The organism is Bradyrhizobium symbiodeficiens (genome assembly GCF_002266465.3).
GTDB lineage: Bacteria > Pseudomonadota > Alphaproteobacteria > Rhizobiales > Xanthobacteraceae > Bradyrhizobium > Bradyrhizobium symbiodeficiens.
Genome location: NZ_CP029427.2, coordinates 4,592,846 through 4,615,023, shown reverse-complemented (window position 1 = coordinate 4,615,023; position 22,178 = coordinate 4,592,846). Strand labels below are relative to the sequence as shown.

The window sequence follows — 22,178 nt, the reverse complement described above, 5'->3', positions numbered from 1 at the left end:
CCATGGCGGACCTTGTCCCACTGCTCAAGGCTGAGCACCTCACGATGAGATTCGGCGGCGTCGTTGCCAACGACGACATCACCTTCACGCTGGAGGAAATGGAGCTCCGCTGCCTCATCGGCCCGAATGGAGCCGGCAAGAGCACCTTCTTCAAGACGCTGACGGGACAGCTCGTGCCGACCTCGGGCGCGATCTCGTTTCGTGGGCAGCCGATCGCCGGCAAGCTGTCGCATGAAATCGCCCGGATGGGGATCGGGATCAAGACGCAGGTGCCCAACGTTTTTAACGGTCTTTCGGTTCGCGAGAACATCTGGCTCGCCGTCCGCCGCAAGGCAACGCCGCGCGCTCAGGCGCCCGCAGTCAATGCCGTGCTCGAAATGATCCGGCTCACCGATCGCGCCGACCGCGTCGTCGCGACGCTGTCCCACGGCCAGCGCCAATGGGTCGAGATCGGCATGGTGCTGGCGGCCGAGCCGGAGTTGATCCTGCTCGACGAGCCAGCTGCGGGCATGACCGATGAGGAGACCTTCCACACCGCGGCGATCATCCGCGAGATCAACCGTGACCGGGCCATCATCGTCGTCGAGCACGACATGGAGTTCATCAAGCAGATCGCCAAGAAAGTGACCGTGTTCCATCAGGGACGCGTGCTGGTCGAAGACACCGTGGACAGGGTGCTGGCGGACCAGCGCGTGCGGGACGTCTATCTCGGTAAGAAGGTGGCGGCATGAGTACGCTCCTCGAGGTCAAGAATCTGCGCTCCGGCTACGGCCGCATTCCGATTCTGTTCGGCATCGACATGACGATGCAGGACGGCGAATATCTCGGTATTCTCGGCCACAACGGCATGGGCAAGACCACGACTCTGCGTGCGCTGATGGGGCATCTGCCGACGACGGGTGGCACGGTCAGCTTCGCCGGAAGGGACATCACCCATCTCAAGCCGCATGAGCGGTCCCGGCTCGGGATCGGGCTCGTGCCGCAAGGCAGAGAGATATTTCCCGACCTCAGCGTTCTCGAGAATCTGAGGATGGGCCTTGCTGCGGCTCCAAGGGAGGACCGTTCGGTGATCGACACCGTGCTGCAGGACTTTCCGCGCCTGTTGCGACTTCTCGACCGGCGCGGCGGAGCCTTGTCGGGCGGAGAGCAGCAATTGCTCGCGCTGGCACGTTGCCTCTGCACCAAGCCGCGGCTGATCCTGCTGGACGAGCCGACCGAGGGCATCCAGCCATCGATTATCGAGGAGATCATCGAGACTTTGCTGGTGCTGAAGAAACGCTGGAAGATGTCGCTGATCGTGGTCGAGCAGAATCTCGAGTTCATCACCTCGCTGTCTGACCGCGTACTCAACATCCAGAAGGGGCGCATCACCGAAGAGCTCGATCAAGCGAGCCTTCTGGCACGGGACGCCGCCATGCATCCGACCTAGCCTGAAATTCCGGCGCGGCTGCGCCGGACGTTACGATCGCCTGTTTTTATCTGCTGCCAAGCTTGTCCTAATAAGGAAGGATGACTCATGTCCATCAAACGCCCGAACGCCGAAGACGTCGCCGAGCTCGCTGCGAGCCTGCACATGAATATGTCGATCGAGGAGGCTGGAGAATATCTGTCGCTGATGGGCGGGATGTTCGATGCCTATGACGTCATCGACGAACTGCCGAACCCGCTGCCGCCGGTCAAATATCCGCGCACGCCGGGCGCAAAGCCGATGCCCAAGGACAACAAGTACAACGCCTGGGCGATCAAGACCGAGGTCAAGGGCGCATCGGACGGCAAGCTCGCCGGACGCACCGTCGTGCTGAAGGACAACGTCGCGCTGGCCGGTGTCCCAATGATGAACGGCTCCACGACACTCGAGGGCTTCATCCCCGCAGCTGACGCAACGATCGTCACCCGGATACTCGATGCCGGCGGCACCATCGTCGGCAAGGCCGTGTGCGAACATTTCTGCCTCTCCGGAGGCAGCCATACGTCCCATCCCGCGCCTGTCCACAACCCCTTGAAGATGGGCTATTCGGCCGGCGGCTCGTCATCGGGGAGCGCTGCACTGGTGGCTGCGGGCGAGGTCGACATGTCGATCGGCGGTGACCAGGGCGGCTCGATCCGCATCCCGGCATCCTACTGCGGCATCTACGGCATGAAGGCGACGCACGGCCTCGTGCCCTACACCGGCGTGATGCCGATCGAATCCACCATCGACCACACCGGCCCGATGACGTCCAACGTCGCCGACAATGCGCTGCTGCTGGAAGTGCTCGCCGGCGCCGACGGATTTGATCCCCGCCAGTATGCGCCGAAGGTCACGAGCTACACGGAGATGCTCGGCAAGGGCGTGAAGGGCATGAAGATCGGCATCCTCAAGGAAGGCTTCGCCGTGTCGAACATGCAGGAAGGCGTCGTGGACAAGGTCAAGGCCGGCGCAGAGCGCTTTGCCAAGCTCGGCGCCAGCGTATCCGAGGTGTCGATACCGGAGCACTTGCACGCGCTCGCAGCCTGGAATCCGATCACGCTGGAGGGCTTTCTGGTCCAGATGATGATCGGCAACGGCATGGGCTTCAACTGGAAGGGTCTCTATGACGTCGGCCTGCTCGATGCCCATTCCAGCTGGCGCAACCGCGCCGACGATCTGTCGGAAACGCTCAAGCTCACCATGTTGGTCGGGCAGTGGGGCGTCACTCATTATCGCGGCCGCTACTATGCCAAGTCGCGCAACATCGCGATTGCGGCCAAGGCCGCCTATGACGCGGTGTTCGGATCGTACGACCTGCTGCTGATGCCGACCCTGCCTTGCGTTGCCACGCCGATCCCGGCCAAGGACGCGCCGCTGTCCGAGATCGTCCAGCGCGCCTTCGAGATGACCGCCACCACCAGTCCTTTCGACGTCACCGGTCATCCCGCGATGACCGTCCCCTGCGGTCTTTCCGACGGCCTTCCTGTCGGTCTGATGCTGATCGGCAAGGATTACGACGAAGCGGCCATCTATCAGGCCGCCAGCGCTTTCGAAGCCGACGGTGACTGGAAGAAGTTCTGATGATCACCATCACGGCTGTCATCAAGGCGAAGTCGGGCAGCGAGGTTGCGATGCGCGATGCGCTCCTCGCTGTTGCCGCTCACGTCGCCGCCAACGAACCCGAGACGATCGGATTCTTCATTTCGCAGAGCGAGGATGACCCCCGGGTCTTCACGACCTACGAACGTTTCGGCGATAAGGCTGCGATGGATCGCCACAACGGCTCGGCAGCCGTCGCCACCTTCTTCGGGATCGCCAAGCCGATCCTGGATGGCGATGTCATCCTGGTGACGTCGAAGGAGGTCTCGGCGACGCTTCGCTAGATGTTCGGCTGGCGCAGCGGTTTCGACGGCAATGGCGGGAGGGCATCATGACGATGCGGATTCATGGCATTCTGGGGAGATCCGGCGACGCGGCCTTTGCCCGTCAGCTGCATCACCTCGAGCATCATGATGGTATCGAGCTCTTGTTCATCCCTCCCGCTGATGTCGGCCGCAAGCGCTTCCGGCTGACGACTGATCGCGGCACCGACTGCGCGGTGAGCCTTGACCGGGACGAGGAACTGACCGACGGCGCGGTGCTGTTTCTCGCAGCCGACCGTGCGATCATCGCGCGCTTCGGCGAGCAGGAGAGCTGGCGGCTGGCGCCGGTCGATCAGGCCGCGGCACTCAAGCTCGGATGGAACGCGGGCAATCTGCATTGGCGGGTGCGGTTCGAGGGCGATACTCTCGTCGTGCTCCTCGATGGACCGCTCGACGCCTACCGGGCGCGTATCAGGCCGCTGTTGGAGTCCGACGAAGTGGTGGAGTGCGATGCTGTTCGATAGGACGCAGGCGCTCACGCTGCTGCAGCTCGGGGACAGCGCCTATCCGGCCGGCGGCTTCGCCTTCTCCTGGGGGATCGAAGGTCTTGCGGCAGACGGCATGCTTGCCGACCGCAAGGAGCTCGACTGCACCATCGCCGATCAGCTCGTGCGACGCTGGGCGACGATGGACCGCATCCTGCTGCGCAGGGCCTTCCAGGCGAGCAATTGCGATTCGATCGCCGAGGTCGATCGCCTCGCCGAGGCCGGAACACCGTCCGCCGAGATGCGGGACGGCTCGCGCCGCGCGGGCAGGGCGCTGCTCGGCGTCTGGGTCAGGCTCGAAGGTCCGCTGTCGATTGAATATCGCGAGCGGGTCTCCACGGATGCGCGACTTGGTCATTTGCCAATCGTCCAGGCCGTCGTCGGCCGGGATGCGGGTTTCAGCCTGGACGCGGCCGAGCTGGTCTCGGGCTGGACGCTGGTGACCGGCCTCGTCAGCGCGGCCGTGCGCCTCGGGATCATCGGTCATATCGAGGCGCAGCAGAGCCAGGCTGCCGCGCGCGGCCTGCTCGCGGAGTTGCTGGCGGACACGCCGGGCGCCGATGCCGAGCCGGCGAGCTTTACGCCCTTCATCGACATCGCGGTCTCGCGTGGGCCGCTTCGGCACGTTCGCATGTTCACGACCTGAGAGAGGTGACCTCGCCATGATGAATCTGTCGCCGACGGAATTGGATCGTCTCGTGATCTTCAACGCTGCGCAGATGGCGCGGCGCAACCGGTCGCTGGGGATCAGGCTGAGCCACCCGGAGGCGGTCGCCTACATCACCGACGAGGTTATGACGGCGGCACGCCGCGATATTCCCTACGCCGAGATCCGCGATATGGCCGGCCGTCTCCTGACGTTGGACGACGTCGAGCCGGGCGTCCCGGGGATGATTCCGATGCTCTACATCGAATGCATGTTCGCCGAAGGCACCAAGGTGATGGCCGTGTTCGAGCCGATTGCGCCAGCAGATGCCGCCGAGGATATCGTCCCTGGCGAGATCATCCCAGGCGGCGACGATATCGAGCTGTTCGCCGACCTGCCGGCTATCACGATCGATGTCGTGAACACGGGCGATCGCGATGTTCAGGTCCGCAGCCACACCCATTTCTTCGAGGTCAACCGCGCGCTGCGCTTCGATCGTGCTGCTGCCTGGGGGATGAAAGTCGACCGGCCGGCCGGTGCTGGCGTGCGCTTCGAGCCGGGTGTCGCCAAGTCGGTGCGTCTGGTTCCGATTGCGGGGGCCCGGGTCGTGCATGGGCAGGCCGGTCTCGTGAACGGTCCGCTCGACGCGCCGTCGGCGCTGGAGCGGGCGCTCAAGCTCGCGGCCGACCGCGGCTATCAGGGAGCTTGAATCCATGGCTACACTCACGCGTCGCGCCTATGGTGAGCTCTACGGTCCCACCAAGGGCGATCTGGTCCGGTTGGCCGACACTAGCCTGCTTGCCGAGATCGAGCACGACTACACCACGTACGGACATGAATTGCTGGTTGGGGCCGGAAAGAACCTGCGCGACGGCGAGGGAGTCAATGCTTACCGGACTTCGTCGCACAAGGCCCTCGATGTCGTAATCAAGAACGCGACGATCGTCGATGCTGTCACCGGCATCGTAAAGGCCGACATCGGCATCCGCGACGGTCGCATCGTCGGCATTGGCAAAGCTGGCAATCCCGACGTGATGCCGGATGTCCATCCCGATATGGTCGTGGGTCATTCGACGGCGCCGATAGCCGGAGGACCCTTCATCGTCACAGCCGGGGCGATCGAGTCGCACGCCCATCTGATCTCACCGGAGCAGTCCGACCATGCCCTGGCCGGCGGGACCACGACGCTGGTCGGCAACGGATCAGGTCCGGTCTTCGATGTCGGCAGTGGCGCGGCCGCAGCCTTCGGGCGGTTTCTTCAGGCGATCGAATTCTCGCCTCTCAACTACGCCCTGTTCGGACGCGGAGGGTCCAATCCCGAGGCCGTCGAGGAGGCCGTGGCCTCTGGCGGCATGTCTGTCAAGATCCACGAGGATTTCGGCGCAGCTCCCGACGTGATCGACAAGAGCCTGGTTGCGGCTGATCGCAACGATTTCGCCGTCCACCTCCATACCGACTCGATCAACGAATACGGCTTCTGCGAGGATACAATGGCGGCCGTCGAGGGCCGCACGATCCACATGTATCACGTGGAAGGCGCAGGCGGCGGTCACGCCCCGGACCTGCTCAAGGTCGTGTCGTGGGATAACGTCATTCCATCCTCCACCAATCCGACCAATCCATACACCTCGTACGGCATGGAAGAGGGCGTGCCGATGACGATGATCTGTCATCAGCTCAACTATAATGCGCCGGAGGACGTCATGTTCGGCGAGGCGCGGGTGCGCGCCCAGTCGATGGCGGCGGAAGATTTTCTGCACGATATGGGGGCGATATCGATATTCGGAACGGATACGCAGGGAATGGGACGCCTTGCCGAGAACGTCGCCAAGTGCTGGCAGCTTGCCAGCGTAATGAAGGATCGGATCGGCCGTCTGCCTGAGGAAAAAACGCTGCGTGCTGATAACGAGCGCATCAAGCGTTACATCGCCAAGCTTACCATCAATCCAGCCATCGCGGTCGGCATCGACCACATGGTCGGCTCGATCGAGCCGGGCAAGATGGCCGATCTCGTTCTCTGGCCGCGCGCCTCCTTTGGCATCAAGCCTTATATGGTGATCAAGAACGGCTTTGTCGTCTGGGCTGCTATGGGGGACGGCAACGGCAGTCTCGGGCTGTCGGAACCTATGATTCAGAAGCGGATGTGGGGCGCGCTCGGCGCCGCGCCGCAGAGACTGGGCGTCAACTTCATGTCGAAGCTTGCGATGGAGGCCGATGTGAGCCGCAAGCTCGGCCTGTCTCGTGACCCCGTCCAGATCAAGAACGTGCGAAAGCTGCGCAAGTCCGACATGGTGCGCAACGCCGCGACGCCACATGTCGAGGTCGACCCCCAAACCTTTGAGGTCCGCGCCGATGGAAAGCTTCTGATGTGCCCACCTGCAACCAGGGTCCCGCTCGCTAGGCGGTATATGCTGCGATGAACAGGCTTTCGCTGAACGGTCCGACGGTCAACTCGCGCATTGCGGCCGCGCGCGTCGGGATCGGCGGACCGGTTGGCTCGGGCAAGACAGCGCTGGTCGAGCGCCTGATCCCGGCCCTCCTGAAACGCGGCATCGACATCGCCGTCATCACCAACGACCTCGTGACGGCGGAGGACGCCGAGCGGATCAGGCGCTCCGGGCTGATCGACCCGGCCCGTGTCTCAGCGGTCGAAGCGGGCGCATGCCCTCACACCGTCATTCGAGAGGATCCGACGCTCAACATCGAGGCCGCGGACGAGCTGGAGCGTCGTTTTCCCGGAGTTGAATTGATCCTGCTGGAAAGCGGCGGCGATAACCTCGCCTCGACCTTCTCGCGCGACCTGACCGACTTCTGGATGTTCGTCATCGACGTGGCCGGCGGTGACGATATCCCGCGCAAGCGCGGTCCGGGCGTCATCCGTGCCGATCTGCTTGTGATCAACAAGGTCGACCTCGCGCCGCATGTCGGCGTTGACCTGGCGCGCATGCATCAGGAGGCATTGAAGGTTCGGGACAACCGCCCGGTTCTGCTCACCAATTGCCGTCGCGGCGAAGGGATCGATACCGTGGTCGATCTGCTCGAGCGCGAGGTCCTTTTCAGGACATGAGGGCGTTGCGGCGGGAGAGCGTGCATTGTTCGATCTGAGCTTCGTCCGCCGCGGCGGGCGTACCGTGATCGACCGGCGCCTGTTTGCCTGGCCGTTTGTGCTGACGCGCAGCTTTCACATCGACCGGGACCGGCCGGATTGCCTCACCGTGATCGTCCAGACGGGAAGCGGGGCGGTTCATGGCGGGGACAATCTCGCGCAGCGCCTCACGCTTGGGCCCGGAACGGCCGTATGCCTGGTCAGCCAGGGCGCGACATCGGTGCATCGAGCGGCGCCGGCCACTCGCGCTACGGAGAGCGTTAACCTTCATGTGGAGAACGGCGCCAGCCTCGAATACCTGCCTGAGCCGCGCATTCTGTTTCCCGACGCGGCCTTGTCACAAACCATCGAACTGGACTGCGCGACCGACGCTTATGCGTTAATCTTCGATGCTTTCACGATGCACGACCCTATTGGTATGGGGCGTGACTTCCGCGAGTTGGCTTCGACGTTCTGCCTGAGGAGATCAGGTAGCGAGCCGCTGCTGATTGAGCGGACGCGTATATACCGACCCGAGCGTAGCATCTTTCGCGGCCATGGAGCTTTTGGATCAGCATTCATGGTGCTGCCCCCCGGTCATGATCTGGCGGATCTCCAAGAGAAGTTGACAACAGCGCTGGAGGGGATCCGAGGGCTCTATGGGGCAGCGACCACGTCGCCCGCGCAGGCAGGGCTCGGGATCCGTCTCGCCGCCCTGGAGCTGAGGTGCATCCGTCAAGCTTTCGAGAGCGTCAAAGTGATCTACCGGGAAACGCTACCAAGATCGTTGAACAAGCTCTCCCTATAAGATTCCATTCTCCATCGCGGTACCGTCGTGGGACGAGGTGGTCCGAAGTCGGGCTGGACGAAAAACTCTTTGATTAGATCAAACTTGCCCATGACGGATTGGACCGACGCGAGGGCGTGCCTCTTCTTTTGATCGACAAGACAAGACATGCCACCGACCACCGGTTGACCACCGAAACCCATGACCAAGCTGCGAAAAGGTGGTCAATGAAGCGCCAAGTTCATTTTTTTTGATCTTTTCGATCGTTATACTTACGTTATGAGCGGACGGCTCGTAGATGGGATGGTACGTCACGTGCAATATAGCTGGGTTGGCTACGCGCCTTTTTGCATTTCTCAGTGCGGTCGACCACGATAGGATGGGTCGCCGCAAACGAAGGGGACGATTGACTGATAAGGTTCGGTCGCAAAACGGAGTCAGCGCATCGACTGATAAGGTTTCATACGAAAGCTTATCAGTCGCCAAGGCTTGCCTGGAATGGCCGTCTCCTAGGCGCTGGGCGACTCTCTCCCCGTCGACGTGGCTCGCGATCGAGCTCGTCACGGTTTGGGGCACCTGCCTACCGAGTTGCGCGATCTGGATGTCGGTCTGGCCCTATGCTGACAACACCGGGAGCTGATCAGACGGACCACTGAGACGTCGCGCGCGATCACGGAGCGGTATGCTTCGACGGTCGCATCCATCTGCCAGCAGCGCAGCAAAATCACTTTAGACGATCTCAAGGCGGCGTGAGCGCCCTCGCCAATTCGCAGAACTCCTTTTCCCACGACTTGCCGGACAATCCCAGATCGCGACTAAACGCCGGCCGGAAGGGACAGAGAGACAAGGAAAGTCGCCTCAACAGCGCCCCTCCTCCAAACTCGATCCGCTTCTACCGTCGGCGTGTCGGGATGTCACTCGAGGACGTTGGCAAACTCGTCGGAGTGACCCGAGAAACCATTCGCCGTCTTGAGGAGCGCGATACCTGGCTCGATACCGATCGCGCCGACCAGATCGGCAAAGCCGTCAGTGTTCCGCTGGAAGTCTTGGGTTTCAGTTACGCTACAGACGCCTACAGCTCGGCCGCAAAGACCGTCCCGGTGGTAGGTTCGATCACCTCGGACGACAAGGTCCAGTTTGAGCAGACGGGTCGCCGCGTCGCTGGCGGCGCCCACTTGCCGGCCGGCTCAGTCGCGCTCGACATAAACCAAGGTAAGATGCGCGGTTGGCTTCTCGTATATCGGGAAGAGGCGATGGAGCCGATCAGTCAGTATGTTCTGCTTCGACAAGGCCAGAACGAGAATTTCATCTCGCATCTAGCCGACGGCACAACCTGGTGGCGACACATCAAGCCCGCTGCCAAGCAAGGCTTCTATCACCTCAACTCGCGCTATCTAGAACCGCTCGACGACGTTCAAATGCTGGATCTCGGAGTACTGTCAGAGCTGGGATGACAGCTTCGGGGTGTATTAGCTGGGAATCAACGCGGATAATGCTTCCATCGGAGTACTGGTAGCCAACGCCGTTTTCTTTGAAGCGGATGTTCAGTTCTGCGATTGCATCCTTACAAAGCTCCTCGTTGTTCCGGCGAGGGGATATGTAGTCGTGACGTGAACAAACTCGCTCGATCTTCCTGGCAGTTAGTTCAATCGCGTCCAAGACTCGATCGGTGTTTCCCTCCGTAAGAAACCATAGCTTCAGTTCATCGAAGGCATGTCGATCTTCGTCTGGATCCCGGTTGGTCTCTGTCAAAGTAAATACACGGTATTCACGCCGCAGAATTTTGGCGATCTGCTGATAGGTCGATTGAATTTTTTGGGTTGTTCCGCTGGGGCCAGAGGTGACATACGGAATACCGATGGTATCTCCCCAGATATGTACGACCTGAGTTCGAAGCCCCTCAGGAATTTCATCATAAGTGTAAACGTCATCAACTTGCCACCGCTCTCGCGCGCGGCGCTTCGAATACAATCGTAGACTGGCATCCCATTCCCCCGCGTTGCGTCGGCGCGACGCCAATTGCTCAAATATGAGCTACAATACAACCTGAGATCAACAATCAACGAAGCATCATGACTCCGATGGGGTACATCGATGGCAAGCCAGTATTCTGGGAAAGTAAGATAGAGCATCAGTCTGGTTTCTAGAGTATCGCGCCAGACAATTTTCCTATCCCAGCGGTGATGCCGAGTGCCAATGCTCCCCAGAACGTGACCCGGATCGTCGCGCGAAGGATATTCGCACCGCCTGCCTTTGCGCCGACCGCGCCGAGAAACGCAAGAAAGCCCAGGGACGCCGCTGACGTAACCGGGACCAGCACGTTCGAAGGTGACACGACGACCATCAGCAATGGCATTGCTGCTCCTACCGAAAATGTCAGGGCCGAAGTTACAGCTGCTTGCACGGGCCGTGCGGTGGTCATCTCTGAAATGCCAAGTTCGTCGCGAGCATGGGCGCCGAGCGCATCCTTCTTCATCAGTTGCGCTGCAACTCGCCGGGCAAGGTCAGCGTCGAGCCCGCGCCGGACGTAGATCTCTGCAAGCTCACCGAGTTCGCCGTCGGGATTACTGCGCAGTTCGCTTCGTTCTCTTGCGACATCCGCTCTCTCAGTGTCGGACTGCGAACTCACAGAGACATACTCGCCTGCGGCCATGGACATGGCGCCGGCGACCAGTCCCGCGACCCCTGCAATCAGCACGTCGTTCTGCTTCGCCGCAGCTGCCGCTACTCCGACAATCAGGCTAGCGGTTGATATGATTCCGTCGTTGGCGCCAAGCACCGCGGCCCTGAGCCATCCTATGCGATCGACCAGGTGGGTCTCGTTGTGGCGGGGACGGCTCATGGGTGTCTCCCTCAGCGTTTGGATCAGCCGTTTTGATCCGTCCAGAGCAAATCTGCGCTCGCCTGATGTTACGGCCGCAGCCCGGGTGTGTCTTGATTCCGATCAAGCTTGTGGCCGTTGCCAGACGCTAGCCAAAGCAGATCGGCATGACCTTTACGAAGAAGCAGATCGTGCTATCAAAGTCTGGTCTCTGTCTTTCCAGATGCACTGCCGCGAAGCGCTGGAACTTGCCTACCCACCGATCTGGTCTAGCGCCAGCAGTAGCGATGCGGTTGGCCGAAGCAGTCCACTCGGCGATCGCCCCAGAGCTGTCGGTAATCCAACTGAAGGCGCCTTGGACGACGACGAATGCCGCGGCGGCCTGGACGACCTCGCCGAGGGTCATCGTTCCGTCGATGTACTTTGGAGCGCAAAGCAGCAAGGCAATTAACGGAGTCAGCAGAAAACTCATGTGAGTAACCACCGTCATGCGCATCAGTTGCCAAAAGCAAGTTCTCCAAACTCAGTGCGTTTCACGCTTGATCGGCACCCGCCGCAGCTTGGGGAGTCTGCGTGAGTCCGGTCCGGATAGGCGTCCCTTGGCTTCCTTGATCTGTCGCAATGGATTCGCCGCGAAGCCTGCGATTATCCCGGTTCGCTCGTTGCATTGCAGCGGCCAGAATGGAGTCTGAAATGGCGATCAATGACATTGGCCCGAAGCCGCAATCGTTCAACATTGAACACGCGACGAAGGAAAATACAGATTATCGCGCGGTCGCTTGGAGCGGGCGCTATCTGCAAGTGACGCTGATGTCGATCCCCGTCGGCGGAGATATTGGCCTGGAAGCGCATCCGGAGACGGACCAGTTTCTGCGCCTCGACGCTGGCCACGGCCGGGTGCAGATGGGAGCCGCGAAAGACGAACTGACTTTTGAAAAGGAAGTCTCGGACGGTTGGTGTGTGCTTGTTCCGGCGGGGACCTGGCACAATATCACCAACGTAGGCGCAACGCCGATGCAGGTTTATGCGATCTATGCGCCCGCCCATCACAAGCCCGGCAAAGTGCAGGCGACCGCGGCAGCGGCCGAAGCAGACAAAGACGACGAGCCAGCCGCTTGGTCAGTGCAGCCAAAACATGCACAAGATAAGCATGGGTGACGGTAGAGCTGCTTCGATGGCATTTCATGTTTAGCCGGAGACCTGAAGTCTCACGGAACAACGGTCGCCTGAAAAGTCGGCATTACTCGGCACGTTTGAACTGACATCGCGATCCCTCAAAGGTCCGCCTTTAACAGGGGACCAATGCAAATTGCTTCGCGTCGCGCTCGCCCCGAGGATGGCAGATCCCAGGCTGATCCAGGTCAATGCCGGCGGTACCCGATGGTCTATCCATTGGTTGCAACTGCGGGAGAACCACGACATGACCGACAAGCCGATCGACTGGACGCCGGATCTCACGCTGCCGACCTCCAAATCCACCGTCCAGCACTTCACCGCAAATGCCGGCGGTGACCGCCTGGAGATCGACACTACGCCTTGGGGCGAAGCCGATCTCACGGTCAACGGTCAGTCGTTTGCTCACCTCGCGGCGGCGCCAGGCGCAGGGGATGCGTTTCGGACGCTGGAGGCGATCGCGGAAGATTTCGAGGCCGGCAAGGATGCGCGGCGCGACCAGGCGATCGAGGACGACGAGGTCCGCGAAAGGCTGGGTCTGCGGCGCAGCTAGGAACCATCGTCCCGCGCACGGGTTGGCAATCGGGCAGGACCGATAGTCACACGAGGCCAACCGTGCGAGACGACGTGCGCGTGCGCACCACCGCTGAGATCGCGGGTCATCCCATTCATCCGATGCTGGTGCCGATCCCGATCGCGTGCTTCATCGGAGCGCTGCTGACCGACATCGCCTATGTCGCCAGCGCCGAGATCATGTGGGCGGATTTTTCTGCGTGGCTGCTCGTTGTCGGCGTCATCTTTGGGGTAGTGGCGGCGATCGCGGGCCTGACCGATTTCCTCGGCAATCGCCTGGTGCGGGCGCAGACGCCGGCTTGGCCGCATCTGATCGGCAATGCGGTGGCGCTGGTCCTGGCGATCGTCAACACGCTGATCCACACCCGCGACGGCTGGACTTCGGTGTGGCCCATCGGCCTTGTTCTTTCACTCCTCACCGTCCTGATCCTGCTCGTCACCGGCTGGCTCGGTTGGGCCATGGTGTATCGTCACGGCGTGGGAGTTGCGCGATGATGTCGAAGCTTTCCCGCGCGCTCCTCTGCTCCTCCGTGCTGCTCTTGGGCGGCTGCGACGACGGCAGCGGTGATCCCAAAGTGCAGATCGGCGCCAAACCGAAACTCCCCGAAATCCAGCAATATCTGCTGCCGCCCATGCACATCGCGCGCATCGTCGGCTGGAAGAAAGACGAGACGCCTGATGTGGCTGAGGGCCTGCAGGTCAAGGCCTTCGCGACCGGCCTGCAGCATCCGCGCTTCATCTACGTGCTGCCCAATGGCGACGTGCTGGTCGCGGAATCCAAGGCGCCGAAGGGTGCCGGGATCAAACGCCCCAAGGAGATCGTCATGGGCTACATCGAGTCCTGGGCGACCTCGGGCGGCAACGATACCGGGCCGGGCAATCGCATCACGCTCTTGCGCGACAGCAATGGCGACGGCGTGCCGGATACGCAAGGCGTCTTCCTCGACCATCTCAATTCGCCGTTCGGCATCGCGCTGGTCGGCAACGAGCTCTACGTCGCCAATGCCGATGCGATCGTCAGATATCCCTACACCGAGGGCGACACCAGGATCACCGCGCCGGGTACGGTGCTGACGCCGCTGCCGGGCGGGCCGATCAACCACCATTGGACCAAGAGCCTCGTGGCCAGCCCCGACGGTTCGAAGCTCTATGCCGGCGTCGGCTCTAACAGCAACATCACCGAGAACGGCATGGAGGCCGAGCACAACCGCGCCGCCATCCTCGACGTCGACCGTGCCAGCGGCCGCTGGCGCGTGTTCGCAAGCGGCCTGCGCAATCCCAACGGGCTCAGCTTCGAGCCGCAGACCGGTGCGCTGTGGACGGTGGTGAACGAGCGCGACGAACTCGGGCCCGATCTGGTCCCCGATTACATGACCTCAGTGAAGGACGGCGGCTTCTACGGCTGGCCCTACAGCTATTACGGCCAGCACGTCGATCCCCGCGTCAAGCCGCAACGGCCGGATCTGGTCGCCAAGGCGATCATGCCGGATTATGCCCTGAGCTCGCACGTCGCTCCGCTCGGGATGGTGTTCTCCGCCGGCACGAGCCTGCCCGCCGCCTATCGCGGCGGCGCCTTCGTCGGTGAGCATGGCAGCTGGAACAGGCAAGTGCTGAACGGCTACAAGGTCGTCTACGTCCCGTTCGAGGGCGGCAAGCCCTCAGGACCGGCGCAGGACGTCGTCACCGGCTTTCTCAACAAGGACAATCAGGCGCGCGGTCGTCCTGTCGGCGTTGCGCTGGACAAGAGCGGCGCGCTGCTGATTGCCGACGACAGCGGCAACACCGTCTGGCGCGTCACCGCCGCGCATCCCCAACTCACGCAGCGTCAGGAGTGATCAATGAGCCTTGCACAATATGCCATCGTTTCCGTCGAGGACGAGTGGGGCGTGCTTCACGACGGCGATGTCAAGAACCGGTATGCCACCAAGGAAGCGGCGTTCGAGTCCGCGGTGTTGGCCGCGACGCTGGCGATTCGGCAGGGACATGAAGTTCACGTCAGCGTGCCCGGCCGCGAGGAGGGCGAGGGCACGCTCGGGTTCAAGGCGGCCCCTTAGCGGCGTGACCGAACAAGGAGAGTAACGCGATGACCAAGTCCCCTCAGCCGAACGGCGTCGAGCCATCCCGTTCCGAGGACGACATCCAGCGCGAACAGCTGGGTCCCCGCGGCGTGCCCGGTGCGCCCGATCCGGCCAGGATGACGCCGCAGCGCGAGAAGAAGACGCCGAAGCACGTCGATCCCGGACATACGGCGTGAGGACGGCTGCTCTGCGGCGGACGCAGCAGTGCCCATCCGGACCGACATTCCCGTGACCTCGATCTGCAGGTAAGACATGCTTGCCGGCGCGATCTGCGCCGCCGGGCAGGCGACGTTTGGAATGCGGTTCTTGAAATCTGACAGCAGGCTGATCGGCGTCCTGCTGGTGCTCGCGATCACCCAGCTCATTGGATGGGCTACGATTAGCCTCCCGGCCGTGGTCGGCCGCGACCTTGCGGCCGATCTCGGCTTGAGCCTGCCGGCCGTGTTCGCGGGCAATTCGGTGTTTTATGTCACGATGGGGCTGTGCGCGCCCTGGCTCGGCAAGGCTTTTGTGCGGCACGGCGCCCGCAACGTGATGATGGTCGGTACGGTCGTTATGGTGCCCGGCTACGTCGTCCTGTTCTTCGCGCACGATCCGATGCTGTATTTCGCTGGCTGGGTCATTCTCGGCATGGGCGGCAGCGCCACGCTCTCGACGGGCGCCTACATCTTGCTCAACGAGATTGCCGGGCGACAGGCCAAGAGTGCCATCGGTGCCGTGATGCTGGTGACGGGCCTGTCCAGCAGCGTCTTCTGGCCGACCACCTCGTTTCTCAGCGGCCATTTCGGCTGGCGCGTCACTTGCCTCGTTTATGCGGCGATGCTGATCCTGATCTGTCTGCCGCTGTTTGCCTTTGGCACGCCGCGCCAACGTGTGGTGAAGGAAGGCGCCGGAGTGGCGTCCAAGCTGTCTAAGCCGTCCAAGGCCGCCGCGATTCCGCGAAGCACGTTCAACCTCGTCGTCAGCGCGATCACGCTCAATGCCTTCGTCCAGTTCGGCCTCGGCGCGATCCTGATAGAGCTGTTGCGGGCCGAGGGGCTGGCGCCGGCGCAGGCCATCGCCTTCGGCTCGATGCTCGGCGTGATCCAGGTCAGCGCCCGAGGGCTCGACTTCCTCGGCGGCGGGCGGTGGGACGGCATCACGACCGGGCTCGTCGCGGGCACGGCGTTGCCTGTCGCCATGATGCTCCTGATCCTGAGCGAAGGGGCGATCTGGGCGGTCGCGGTCTTCATCCTGCTCTACGGCGCCGGCAGCGGCGCCATGGCGGTGGCGCGAGCGACCATCCCGCTGGTTTTCTATGACCAGACCGAATTCGCCAAGGCGTCGTCGATGATCGCGCTGCCGCTCAATCTCGCGTCCGCGCTCTCTCCACCTCTTTTGGCCGGTCTGCTCACCCAGTTCGGCGGCCGCGGCGCGCTTGGTCTCACCTTTGTGTTCTCCTGCGCGGCAGTGCTGATCCTGGTCTTGCTCGGTCGGCGGCGGCCGAGGGTGGCGGTCGCGGCGGCGACCTGAATCGATATTCGCGGCGCGGAATTCGGCCGCGATGCGCGCTTCCGTCGCGGCCGGGATAGCCGCATGAGCGGAGTGCAGTGCTCAGGGCGCCAAAATGGTGTATCCGCTGGGGAGCGCGGCCCCGCGATCGTCGCCGCGCCAAGATCAGTTCTCCGGAGGAAATCGACATGTCGGCCCTGCCGCTTTCAGGCATCAAGATCCTTGACCTCACCCGCGTGCTTGCCGGGCCCTTGTCGGCCCAGATGCTGGGTGATCTCGGCGCGGAGGTGATCAAGATCGAACGGCCGGGCACCGGCGACGACGCGCGCGCCTTCGGGCCGCCTTACCTCACCGATCCCGAGGGCAAGGCCAACAACAATAATTCGTTCTACCTCTGCGCCAACCGCAACAAGAAGTCGGTCACCGTCAACATCGCCAAGCCCGAGGGGCAGGCGATCATCCGCGAGCTTGCCAGGGACGTCGACGTCTTCATGGAGAACTACAAGGTCGGTGACCTCAAGCGCTACGGCCTCGACTACGAGACCATCAAGGCGATCAACCCCGGCATCATCTATTGCTCTGTGACCGGTTTCGGCCAGTCCGGGCCGTATGCGCCGCGCGCCGGCTATGACGCCATCCTGCAGGCGATGGGCGGCCTGATGAGCGTCACCGGTCATATCGACGGCGAGCCCGGCGAGGGTCCGATGAAGGTCGGCCCGTCAATCGTCGACTACATGACCGGCATGAACACCTCGATCGGCATTCTCTCCGCGCTCTACCATCGCGACGTCAATGGCGGGCAGGGACAGCACATCGACGTCTGCCTGTTCGACACCGTCATCGCCTCGCTGTCGCACTGGCTGCAGATCTATCTCGTCAACGGCAAGACGCCGCCGCGGCGCGGCACCTGGGGCAACGGCGGCATGCCGGCCGGCGTGTTCCGCTGCACCGACGGCGAGCTGATGCTGGTGGTCGGCAATGACGGCCAGTTCCAGCGCACCTGCGCCGTGCTCGGCGCGCCGGAGCTGGCGACCGATCCGCGCTTCATCAAGAACAACGACCGCGTCGTGCACGGCAAGGAGATCATGGCGATCTTCGCCGGCCTGTTCCTGAAGCAGAAGGTATCCTACTGGCTGGAGAAGCTTGAGGAGGCCGGCGTGCCCTCGGGCCCGATTAACAATTTCGAGCAGGTGTTTGCCGATCCGCACGTCCAGTCGCGCGGTATGCGGGTGAAGACCGAGCACAAGTTCGAGCCCGAGCTGTCGCTGATCCGCAACGCGCTGACCCTTTCGGGCACCCCGATCACCGAATATCGCGCCCCGCCGCTGCTCGGCGAGCACACGCAGGAAGTTCTCGGCGGCAAGCTCGGCTATGACGTTGGGAAGATCGAGGAGTTGAAGAAGCAGGGGATCATATAACCTCATGACCGGCAAAACCATCATCACCTGCGCCATCACCGGCAATCTCACCAAGCCCGAGCAGTCGCCCTATCTCCCAATCACGCCCGAGCAGATCGCGACCTCCGCGCTGGAAGCCGCCGAAGCCGGCGCTGCCATCGCCCACATCCATGTGCGCGATCCCGCCACGGGGCGTTCGTCGATGGAGATCGGCCTCTACCGAGAAGTGGTCGAGTTGATCCGCGCCCGCAACAAGAGCCTCGTCATCAATCTCACCACCGGTCCGGGCGGGCGCTTCGTGCCCTCGGTCGAAGACCCCCGCGTCGCCGGCCCCGGCACCACGCTGCTTCAGCCCGAGAAGCGCGTCGAGCACATCGAGCTGCTCAAGCCCGACATCTGTACGCTCGATCTCAACACCATGAATTCCGGCGGCGAGGTCGTGATCAACACCCCCCGCAATGTCCGCATCATGGCCGAGCGGATGAAGGCGGCCGGCGTGCTGCCGGAAATCGAGCTGTTCGATTCCGGCGATTGTCACTTGGCGCGCGACCTGTTCGCCGACGGCACGCTGAAGGGGCCGGGCCTGTTCTCGCTCGTGCTCGGGGTGAAGTACGGTTTCTCGGCGACGCCGGAGACGATGTTCTACGCCCGCAGCCTGCTGCCGCCGGGTGCGGTCTGGTCCGGCTTCGGCATCGGCCGCGCCGAATTCCCGATGGTGGCGCAGACCTTTTTGCTCGGCGGCCACGTCCGCGTCGGCATGGAGGACAATCTCTATATGTCCAGGGGCGTGCTGGCGAAGACCAATGCCGAGCTGGTCGCGCATGCTGCAGGCATCCTCGGGAGTCTCGGTGCGAGTGTTGCGACTGCGAACGAGGCGCGCGTGATGCTCGGCCTTGCCTGAGGCTTGCGCGCCATCCCCAGATAATCCCGGTCCGTAGTCGCACAGGCTTCCGCTTCGCGCCCGACTCTGATTCGATCTCTCCGCGAATGTCGGGAGGGAAGTGAATGTCCTACACGATCGGGTTTCAGGCCAAGAACCAGAAGGCAGTTCTCGCGACCGAGGCGGCAACGGCCAATCAAGCCATCGCCATCATTGCCGCGCTGCGGCAAAGCTCGGACGAAATAAAGTTCATCCGCTCGCCGCAGGAAGGCGACATGGGCATCGAGATGCTGCTCCTGCTCGCCAAGGAAGAGGCAGAGGAGATGCCGCAGCGGGCCTGAGCCCGCGGCTCCAACTACACTTCGACGAAAAGCGAAGCGTGCCGGCTGCAGCATCGTGTAGTCAGGCGTCGTTCCCGCTCGAACCGAAGGTGGCCGCCCATGAAACGCGAAGCGCTCCGCGTCGAACCGATCTCGTCCTTTCTCGATCGCCGCAACGCACCGGTCTCGCCGGTGACGCGCGCCGGCAACATGATCTTCGTCGCCGGCCTGCCGCCGTTCGACCCGGAGACGGGCGAAATCGCGCAAATGCCGATCGAGCGCCAGAGCGAGATCGTCATGGAGCAGATGAAGCTGTGCCTCCAGACGGCCGGAGCCTCGCTCGACAACGTCATGAAATGCAACGTCTATTGCACCTCGACGAAACATTTCGCCGCGTTCAATGCGGTTTACGCCCGCTATTTCCCCAACGATCCGCCGGCGCGGATCTTCGTCTGCACGCCGGAATGGTTCGGCCCCTTTGACGTCGAGATCGACTGCATCGCGATGATGTGACTCGCCCCAACAGCCCCTGGCGTCCTTGCCGCCATCCTTCGAGACGCCCGCCGGGGCGGGCTCCTCAGGATGAGGCCGGAGTGCGCGGCGACAGACTCCAGGAGCGACAAGGCTGGTTTCAGCCTCATCCTGAGGAGACCGCGAAGCGGTCGTCTCGAAGGACGAGGCGTGCGCTCGCTGTCAGCGCGCGTCCCTTGCCAGCGCCCTTGCCGGCGCCTTCGCCTCACTCCGTCCCGCCGTCAGCGCCATCGTCGCGACGCTGACGACGCGCGCGACCACGTCCTCGACGTCGTCGAGGTCGCATTTGCCTTCCGACAGCTTCGTCAGCCGCTCGCTTTCGCGGATGGTGTGGTGTGCCATCGCGAGCGCGAAGTTGAGGCCCCAGTAGATATCGACGTCGCTGCGGTCGGGCAGGGCGCGGCGCATCGCGCCTGCGAATTTGCGCAAATGGTCGATCTCGCGGTTCTTGATGCGGCGGATCGGCGGCACGGATTCGATCGAGGCGCGGATCATGAAGCGCGCCGCGGTCGAGCGCTGGTTCTCGGGGCCGAGGCAGCCGCGCAGCGTCGGCCCGACGAGGGCGTGCAGGATCACCTCGATCGGCGCACGGCCGCCGCCTTCTTCTTCCGCCGCCTTCAATTCGCGCAGGCGCTCGCGGTTGGTGGCGATCGAGCGAGTGACGAATAATTCCGCGATCAGTTCATCCTTCGAGCCGAAATGATAGTTCACCGCGGCGAGGTTGACACCCGCCTCCGCGACGATGTCACGCAGCGTCACGTCGCCGAAACCGCGATCGGCATAGAGCCGTTCGGCGGCGGCGAGAATGGCAGATCTCGTATGATCGCTGGCCATGGATGCCCCTGAGGGGAGGGAGTTGCAATTCAAACAGTTGTATGAAACTATCGTTTGAAGGCCGGAGATGTCAATCCGCAATCGGGACTCGTTCGCAACTCGCGAACAGGTTCCGAAGCGTCCGCAAGGCTCGCGCGTCAACGCACGCGCATTCGCTTGCGGGCCGCGCGCGGCGGGAGGACAGTTCGGTCAAAACAGCTTTGCAAAGAGAGACCGAGGAGCGTCCCATGGATTTCGATCTGTCCCCCAAGCAGAAGGAATGGCTCGACCGCGTGCAGTCGTTCATGACCAAGCACGTTCGTCCGGCGGTGCCGATCTATAACGAGCAGGACAAGGCCGGCGAGCGCTGGAAGGTCATCCCGGTGCTGGAAGACCTCAAGAAGAAGGCCAAGGCCGAAGGTCTCTGGAACATGTTCATGCCGCCGAACGAGCATGAAGACGATGAATTCCGCGGCGCGGGACTGACCAATCTCGAATACGCGCTGCTGTCGGAGCAGATGGGCCACATCTCCTGGGCCTCGGAAGTGTTCAACTGTTCCGCGCCCGACACCGGCAACATGGAAGTGTTCATGCGCTACGGCTCCAAGGAGCAGAAGCGCAAATGGCTGCGGCCGCTGATGGATGGCGAGATCCGCTCGGCCTTCCTGATGACGGAACCCGCTGTCGCCTCGTCGGACGCGACCAATATCGAGACCAGCATCGTGCGCGACGGCGATCACTACGTCATCAACGGCCGCAAATGGTGGTCGTCCGGCGTCGGCGATCCCCGCTGCAAGATCGCGATCCTGATGGGCAAGACCGATTTCAAGGCGGCCAAGCACCAGCAGCAGTCGCAGATCCTGGTTCCGCTCGACACCCCCGGCATCAAGGTCGAGAAGATGCTGCCCGTGTTCGGCTTCGACGACGCGCCGCACGGCCACGCCCAGGTGCTGCTCGAGAACGTGCGCGTGCCGAAGGAGAACATCCTGCTCGGCGAGGGCCGCGGCTTCGAGATCGCGCAGGGCCGCCTCGGTCCGGGACGCATCCATCACTGCATGCGCACCATCGGCAAGGCCGAGGAAGCGCTGGAGAAGATGGTCAAGCGCCTGATGTCGCGCACCGCGTTCGGCAAGAAGATCGTCGAGCACTCTGTGTGGGAGCAGCGCATCGGCGAGGCCCGCACCAACATCGAGATGACGCGCCTGCTGTGCCTCAAGGCCGCCGACATGATGGACAAGGTCGGCAACAAGACCGCGCAGGCCGAGATCGCCATGATCAAGGTCGCAGCGCCCAACATGGCGCTGAAGATCATCGACGAGGCGATCCAGGCCTTCGGCGGCGCGGGCGTCTCGGACGAAGCGGGTCTGGCCAAGGACTACGCCGGCATCCGCACGCTGCGGCTCGCCGACGGTCCGGACGAGGTGCACAATCGCGCCATTGCCAGGCTCGAGGTTCGGAAGTATGCCAACTCTCCCAAGCACTAAGAGCGTTTTAAAGCGAAGTGGATACCGGTTCGCGCTAGAAAACGCGTCAAGACAAGAATCCAGGGATTCCGTTCCGATTTATCGGAACGGAATCTTTGGGAGGGAGAGCCCGGCGGCGCTCCCGGCCTGAAGAAACGACAGGGCATGGTCCCATTCGGAATGACCGCTTGACGCAAGTGCGTCAGCGGTTACCGATTAGGATCATGCTCGACCTGAAATGGTCAGGACTGAAGAGGGAGCGT

At 62.7% G+C, this 22,178-nt stretch carries 27 protein-coding genes; 23 read left to right on the top strand and 4 right to left on the bottom strand.

From position 1 onward, the window contains the following. The first annotated feature begins 2 nt into the window (after nucleotides 1-2). The 11 genes from CIT39_RS21640 to CIT39_RS21590 all read left to right on the top strand — a co-directional run bounded on the left by CIT39_RS21640 (nucleotide 3) and on the right by CIT39_RS21590 (nucleotide 9,829). Entirely contained in the window at nucleotides 3-731 is a 729-nt protein-coding gene (locus tag CIT39_RS21640) for an ATP-binding cassette domain-containing protein (RefSeq protein ID WP_094972056.1), read from the top strand. Beyond that, nucleotides 728-1,429, top strand: a complete 702-nt coding sequence (locus tag CIT39_RS21635; protein WP_094972055.1) for an ABC transporter ATP-binding protein — start codon at nucleotides 728-730, stop codon at nucleotides 1,427-1,429. The genes CIT39_RS21640 and CIT39_RS21635 overlap by 4 nt, the downstream gene beginning before the upstream one ends. 87 nt (nucleotides 1,430-1,516) lie before the next feature. Beyond that, nucleotides 1,517-3,031, top strand: a complete 1,515-nt coding sequence (locus tag CIT39_RS21630; protein ID WP_094972054.1) for an amidase — start codon at nucleotides 1,517-1,519, stop codon at nucleotides 3,029-3,031. Next, a complete protein-coding gene (locus tag CIT39_RS21625) occupies nucleotides 3,031-3,333 on the top strand; it encodes a putative quinol monooxygenase (protein WP_094972053.1) in 303 nt (100 codons plus the stop codon). The genes CIT39_RS21630 and CIT39_RS21625 overlap by 1 nt, the downstream gene beginning before the upstream one ends. Before the next feature lie 47 nt (nucleotides 3,334-3,380). Beyond that, nucleotides 3,381-3,836, top strand: coding sequence for an urease accessory protein UreE (ureE, locus tag CIT39_RS21620; RefSeq protein WP_414645225.1), 456 nt, complete (start codon nucleotides 3,381-3,383; stop codon nucleotides 3,834-3,836). Further along, on the top strand, nucleotides 3,823-4,503 hold the full coding sequence (locus CIT39_RS21615) for an urease accessory protein UreF (protein WP_244607423.1): 681 nt from the start codon (nucleotides 3,823-3,825) through the stop codon (nucleotides 4,501-4,503). Before ureE ends, CIT39_RS21615 begins: the two co-directional genes overlap by 14 nt. A 19-nt stretch (nucleotides 4,504-4,522) precedes the next feature. Then, nucleotides 4,523-5,212 carry an urease subunit beta gene (gene ureB, locus CIT39_RS21610; RefSeq protein ID WP_244607422.1) on the top strand — a complete coding sequence of 230 codons (690 nt, stop codon included), beginning with the start codon at nucleotides 4,523-4,525 and terminating at the stop codon, nucleotides 5,210-5,212. A 4-nt stretch (nucleotides 5,213-5,216) separates the two neighbouring features. After that, nucleotides 5,217-6,923 (top strand): urease subunit alpha, encoded by a 1,707-nt coding sequence (gene ureC, locus CIT39_RS21605; protein ID WP_094972051.1) that lies wholly within the window; start codon nucleotides 5,217-5,219, stop codon nucleotides 6,921-6,923. Next, a complete protein-coding gene (ureG, locus tag CIT39_RS21600; RefSeq protein WP_094972050.1) occupies nucleotides 6,920-7,570 on the top strand; it encodes an urease accessory protein UreG in 651 nt (216 codons plus the stop codon). The genes ureC and ureG overlap by 4 nt, the downstream gene beginning before the upstream one ends. Nucleotides 7,571-7,595: 25 nt before the next feature. Next, nucleotides 7,596-8,396, top strand: coding sequence for an urease accessory protein UreD (locus tag CIT39_RS21595; protein ID WP_094972049.1), 801 nt, complete (start codon nucleotides 7,596-7,598; stop codon nucleotides 8,394-8,396). Between the two features lie 890 nt (nucleotides 8,397-9,286). Continuing rightward, nucleotides 9,287-9,829: a helix-turn-helix domain-containing protein gene (locus CIT39_RS21590; RefSeq protein WP_094972048.1), complete on the top strand. Its 543-nt coding sequence runs from the start codon at nucleotides 9,287-9,289 to the stop codon at nucleotides 9,827-9,829. Here CIT39_RS21590 and CIT39_RS21585 read toward each other — a convergent pair. From CIT39_RS21585 to CIT39_RS21575, 3 genes are all read right to left on the bottom strand, one after another. After that, complete coding sequence (locus tag CIT39_RS21585; protein WP_162308607.1) at nucleotides 9,756-10,346, bottom strand: AbiJ-NTD4 domain-containing protein; 591 nt, start codon at nucleotides 10,344-10,346, stop codon at nucleotides 9,756-9,758. The two genes, CIT39_RS21590 and CIT39_RS21585, sit on opposite strands and share 74 nt — an antisense overlap. A 172-nt stretch (nucleotides 10,347-10,518) precedes the next feature. Beyond that, a complete protein-coding gene (locus CIT39_RS21580) occupies nucleotides 10,519-11,217 on the bottom strand; it encodes a VIT1/CCC1 transporter family protein (RefSeq protein WP_094972047.1) in 699 nt (232 codons plus the stop codon). Between the two features lie 127 nt (nucleotides 11,218-11,344). Next, entirely contained in the window at nucleotides 11,345-11,668 is a 324-nt protein-coding gene (locus CIT39_RS21575) for a hypothetical protein (RefSeq protein WP_148667335.1), read from the bottom strand. A 221-nt stretch (nucleotides 11,669-11,889) separates the two neighbouring features. Here CIT39_RS21575 and CIT39_RS21570 point away from each other — a divergent pair, with 221 nt between their 5' ends. The 11 genes from CIT39_RS21570 (at nucleotide 11,890) to CIT39_RS21520 (ending at nucleotide 19,621) form a co-directional block, all read left to right on the top strand. Further along, nucleotides 11,890-12,354 carry a cupin domain-containing protein gene (locus CIT39_RS21570; RefSeq protein ID WP_094972045.1) on the top strand — a complete coding sequence of 155 codons (465 nt, stop codon included), beginning with the start codon at nucleotides 11,890-11,892 and terminating at the stop codon, nucleotides 12,352-12,354. A 262-nt stretch (nucleotides 12,355-12,616) separates the two neighbouring features. After that, a complete protein-coding gene (locus tag CIT39_RS21565) occupies nucleotides 12,617-12,922 on the top strand; it encodes a hypothetical protein (RefSeq protein ID WP_140480222.1) in 306 nt (101 codons plus the stop codon). 62 nt (nucleotides 12,923-12,984) lie between these two features. Next, nucleotides 12,985-13,437 (top strand): DUF2231 domain-containing protein, encoded by a 453-nt coding sequence (locus CIT39_RS21560; RefSeq protein ID WP_094972043.1) that lies wholly within the window; start codon nucleotides 12,985-12,987, stop codon nucleotides 13,435-13,437. Continuing rightward, nucleotides 13,434-14,777 carry a PQQ-dependent sugar dehydrogenase gene (locus CIT39_RS21555; protein WP_094972042.1) on the top strand — a complete coding sequence of 448 codons (1,344 nt, stop codon included), beginning with the start codon at nucleotides 13,434-13,436 and terminating at the stop codon, nucleotides 14,775-14,777. The genes CIT39_RS21560 and CIT39_RS21555 overlap by 4 nt, the downstream gene beginning before the upstream one ends. Nucleotides 14,778-14,780: 3 nt before the next feature. Further along, nucleotides 14,781-14,996 carry a hypothetical protein gene (locus tag CIT39_RS21550; protein WP_094972041.1) on the top strand — a complete coding sequence of 72 codons (216 nt, stop codon included), beginning with the start codon at nucleotides 14,781-14,783 and terminating at the stop codon, nucleotides 14,994-14,996. 29 nt (nucleotides 14,997-15,025) lie between these two features. Beyond that, nucleotides 15,026-15,196, top strand: a complete 171-nt coding sequence (locus tag CIT39_RS21545; RefSeq protein WP_162848664.1) for a hypothetical protein — start codon at nucleotides 15,026-15,028, stop codon at nucleotides 15,194-15,196. A 121-nt stretch (nucleotides 15,197-15,317) separates the two neighbouring features. Further along, the gene (locus CIT39_RS21540; RefSeq protein WP_094972498.1) at nucleotides 15,318-16,532 is read left to right on the top strand and encodes an MFS transporter; all 1,215 of its coding nucleotides are present in this window, start codon (nucleotides 15,318-15,320) and stop codon (nucleotides 16,530-16,532) included. Between the two features lie 167 nt (nucleotides 16,533-16,699). Next, nucleotides 16,700-17,929 (top strand): CaiB/BaiF CoA transferase family protein, encoded by a 1,230-nt coding sequence (locus tag CIT39_RS21535; protein WP_094972040.1) that lies wholly within the window; start codon nucleotides 16,700-16,702, stop codon nucleotides 17,927-17,929. Between the two features lie 4 nt (nucleotides 17,930-17,933). Continuing rightward, nucleotides 17,934-18,809, top strand: coding sequence for a beta-keto acid cleavage family enzyme (locus CIT39_RS21530; RefSeq protein ID WP_094972039.1), 876 nt, complete (start codon nucleotides 17,934-17,936; stop codon nucleotides 18,807-18,809). Nucleotides 18,810-18,913: 104 nt separating this feature from the next. Beyond that, complete coding sequence (locus tag CIT39_RS21525; RefSeq protein ID WP_094972038.1) at nucleotides 18,914-19,129, top strand: hypothetical protein; 216 nt, start codon at nucleotides 18,914-18,916, stop codon at nucleotides 19,127-19,129. 99 nt (nucleotides 19,130-19,228) lie between these two features. Further along, entirely contained in the window at nucleotides 19,229-19,621 is a 393-nt protein-coding gene (locus CIT39_RS21520; protein ID WP_094972037.1) for a RidA family protein, read from the top strand. Between the two features lie 180 nt (nucleotides 19,622-19,801). Here the strand turns inward: CIT39_RS21520 and CIT39_RS21515 are convergent, their stop codons facing one another. Then, entirely contained in the window at nucleotides 19,802-20,473 is a 672-nt protein-coding gene (locus CIT39_RS21515) for a TetR/AcrR family transcriptional regulator (RefSeq protein ID WP_094972036.1), read from the bottom strand. 227 nt (nucleotides 20,474-20,700) lie between these two features. Between CIT39_RS21515 and CIT39_RS21510 the strand changes: the two genes are divergently transcribed. Next, nucleotides 20,701-21,936 carry an acyl-CoA dehydrogenase family protein gene (locus tag CIT39_RS21510; RefSeq protein ID WP_094972035.1) on the top strand — a complete coding sequence of 412 codons (1,236 nt, stop codon included), beginning with the start codon at nucleotides 20,701-20,703 and terminating at the stop codon, nucleotides 21,934-21,936. The last annotated feature ends 242 nt before the right edge of the window (nucleotides 21,937-22,178 follow it).

Coding starts and splice junctions, on each gene's coding strand:
- CIT39_RS21640 (WP_094972056.1), top strand. CDS start 3: ATGGCGGACCTTGTCCCACTGCTCAAGGCTGAGCACCTCACGATGAGA.
- CIT39_RS21635 (WP_094972055.1), top strand. CDS start 728: ATGAGTACGCTCCTCGAGGTCAAGAATCTGCGCTCCGGCTACGGCCGC.
- CIT39_RS21630 (WP_094972054.1), top strand. CDS start 1,517: ATGTCCATCAAACGCCCGAACGCCGAAGACGTCGCCGAGCTCGCTGCG.
- CIT39_RS21625 (WP_094972053.1), top strand. CDS start 3,031: ATGATCACCATCACGGCTGTCATCAAGGCGAAGTCGGGCAGCGAGGTT.
- ureE (WP_414645225.1), top strand. CDS start 3,381: ATGACGATGCGGATTCATGGCATTCTGGGGAGATCCGGCGACGCGGCC.
- CIT39_RS21615 (WP_244607423.1), top strand. CDS start 3,823: ATGCTGTTCGATAGGACGCAGGCGCTCACGCTGCTGCAGCTCGGGGAC.
- ureB (WP_244607422.1), top strand. CDS start 4,523: ATGAATCTGTCGCCGACGGAATTGGATCGTCTCGTGATCTTCAACGCT.
- ureC (WP_094972051.1), top strand. CDS start 5,217: ATGGCTACACTCACGCGTCGCGCCTATGGTGAGCTCTACGGTCCCACC.
- ureG (WP_094972050.1), top strand. CDS start 6,920: ATGAACAGGCTTTCGCTGAACGGTCCGACGGTCAACTCGCGCATTGCG.
- CIT39_RS21590 (WP_094972048.1), top strand. CDS start 9,287: ATGTCACTCGAGGACGTTGGCAAACTCGTCGGAGTGACCCGAGAAACC.
- CIT39_RS21580 (WP_094972047.1), bottom strand. CDS start 11,217: ATGAGCCGTCCCCGCCACAACGAGACCCACCTGGTCGATCGCATAGGA.
- CIT39_RS21575 (WP_148667335.1), bottom strand. CDS start 11,668: ATGAGTTTTCTGCTGACTCCGTTAATTGCCTTGCTGCTTTGCGCTCCA.
- CIT39_RS21570 (WP_094972045.1), top strand. CDS start 11,890: ATGGCGATCAATGACATTGGCCCGAAGCCGCAATCGTTCAACATTGAA.
- CIT39_RS21565 (WP_140480222.1), top strand. CDS start 12,617: ATGACCGACAAGCCGATCGACTGGACGCCGGATCTCACGCTGCCGACC.
- CIT39_RS21555 (WP_094972042.1), top strand. CDS start 13,434: ATGATGTCGAAGCTTTCCCGCGCGCTCCTCTGCTCCTCCGTGCTGCTC.
- CIT39_RS21550 (WP_094972041.1), top strand. CDS start 14,781: ATGAGCCTTGCACAATATGCCATCGTTTCCGTCGAGGACGAGTGGGGC.
- CIT39_RS21545 (WP_162848664.1), top strand. CDS start 15,026: ATGACCAAGTCCCCTCAGCCGAACGGCGTCGAGCCATCCCGTTCCGAG.
- CIT39_RS21540 (WP_094972498.1), top strand. CDS start 15,318: ATGCGGTTCTTGAAATCTGACAGCAGGCTGATCGGCGTCCTGCTGGTG.
- CIT39_RS21535 (WP_094972040.1), top strand. CDS start 16,700: ATGTCGGCCCTGCCGCTTTCAGGCATCAAGATCCTTGACCTCACCCGC.
- CIT39_RS21530 (WP_094972039.1), top strand. CDS start 17,934: ATGACCGGCAAAACCATCATCACCTGCGCCATCACCGGCAATCTCACC.
- CIT39_RS21525 (WP_094972038.1), top strand. CDS start 18,914: ATGTCCTACACGATCGGGTTTCAGGCCAAGAACCAGAAGGCAGTTCTC.
- CIT39_RS21520 (WP_094972037.1), top strand. CDS start 19,229: ATGAAACGCGAAGCGCTCCGCGTCGAACCGATCTCGTCCTTTCTCGAT.
- CIT39_RS21515 (WP_094972036.1), bottom strand. CDS start 20,473: ATGGCCAGCGATCATACGAGATCTGCCATTCTCGCCGCCGCCGAACGG.
- CIT39_RS21510 (WP_094972035.1), top strand. CDS start 20,701: ATGGATTTCGATCTGTCCCCCAAGCAGAAGGAATGGCTCGACCGCGTG.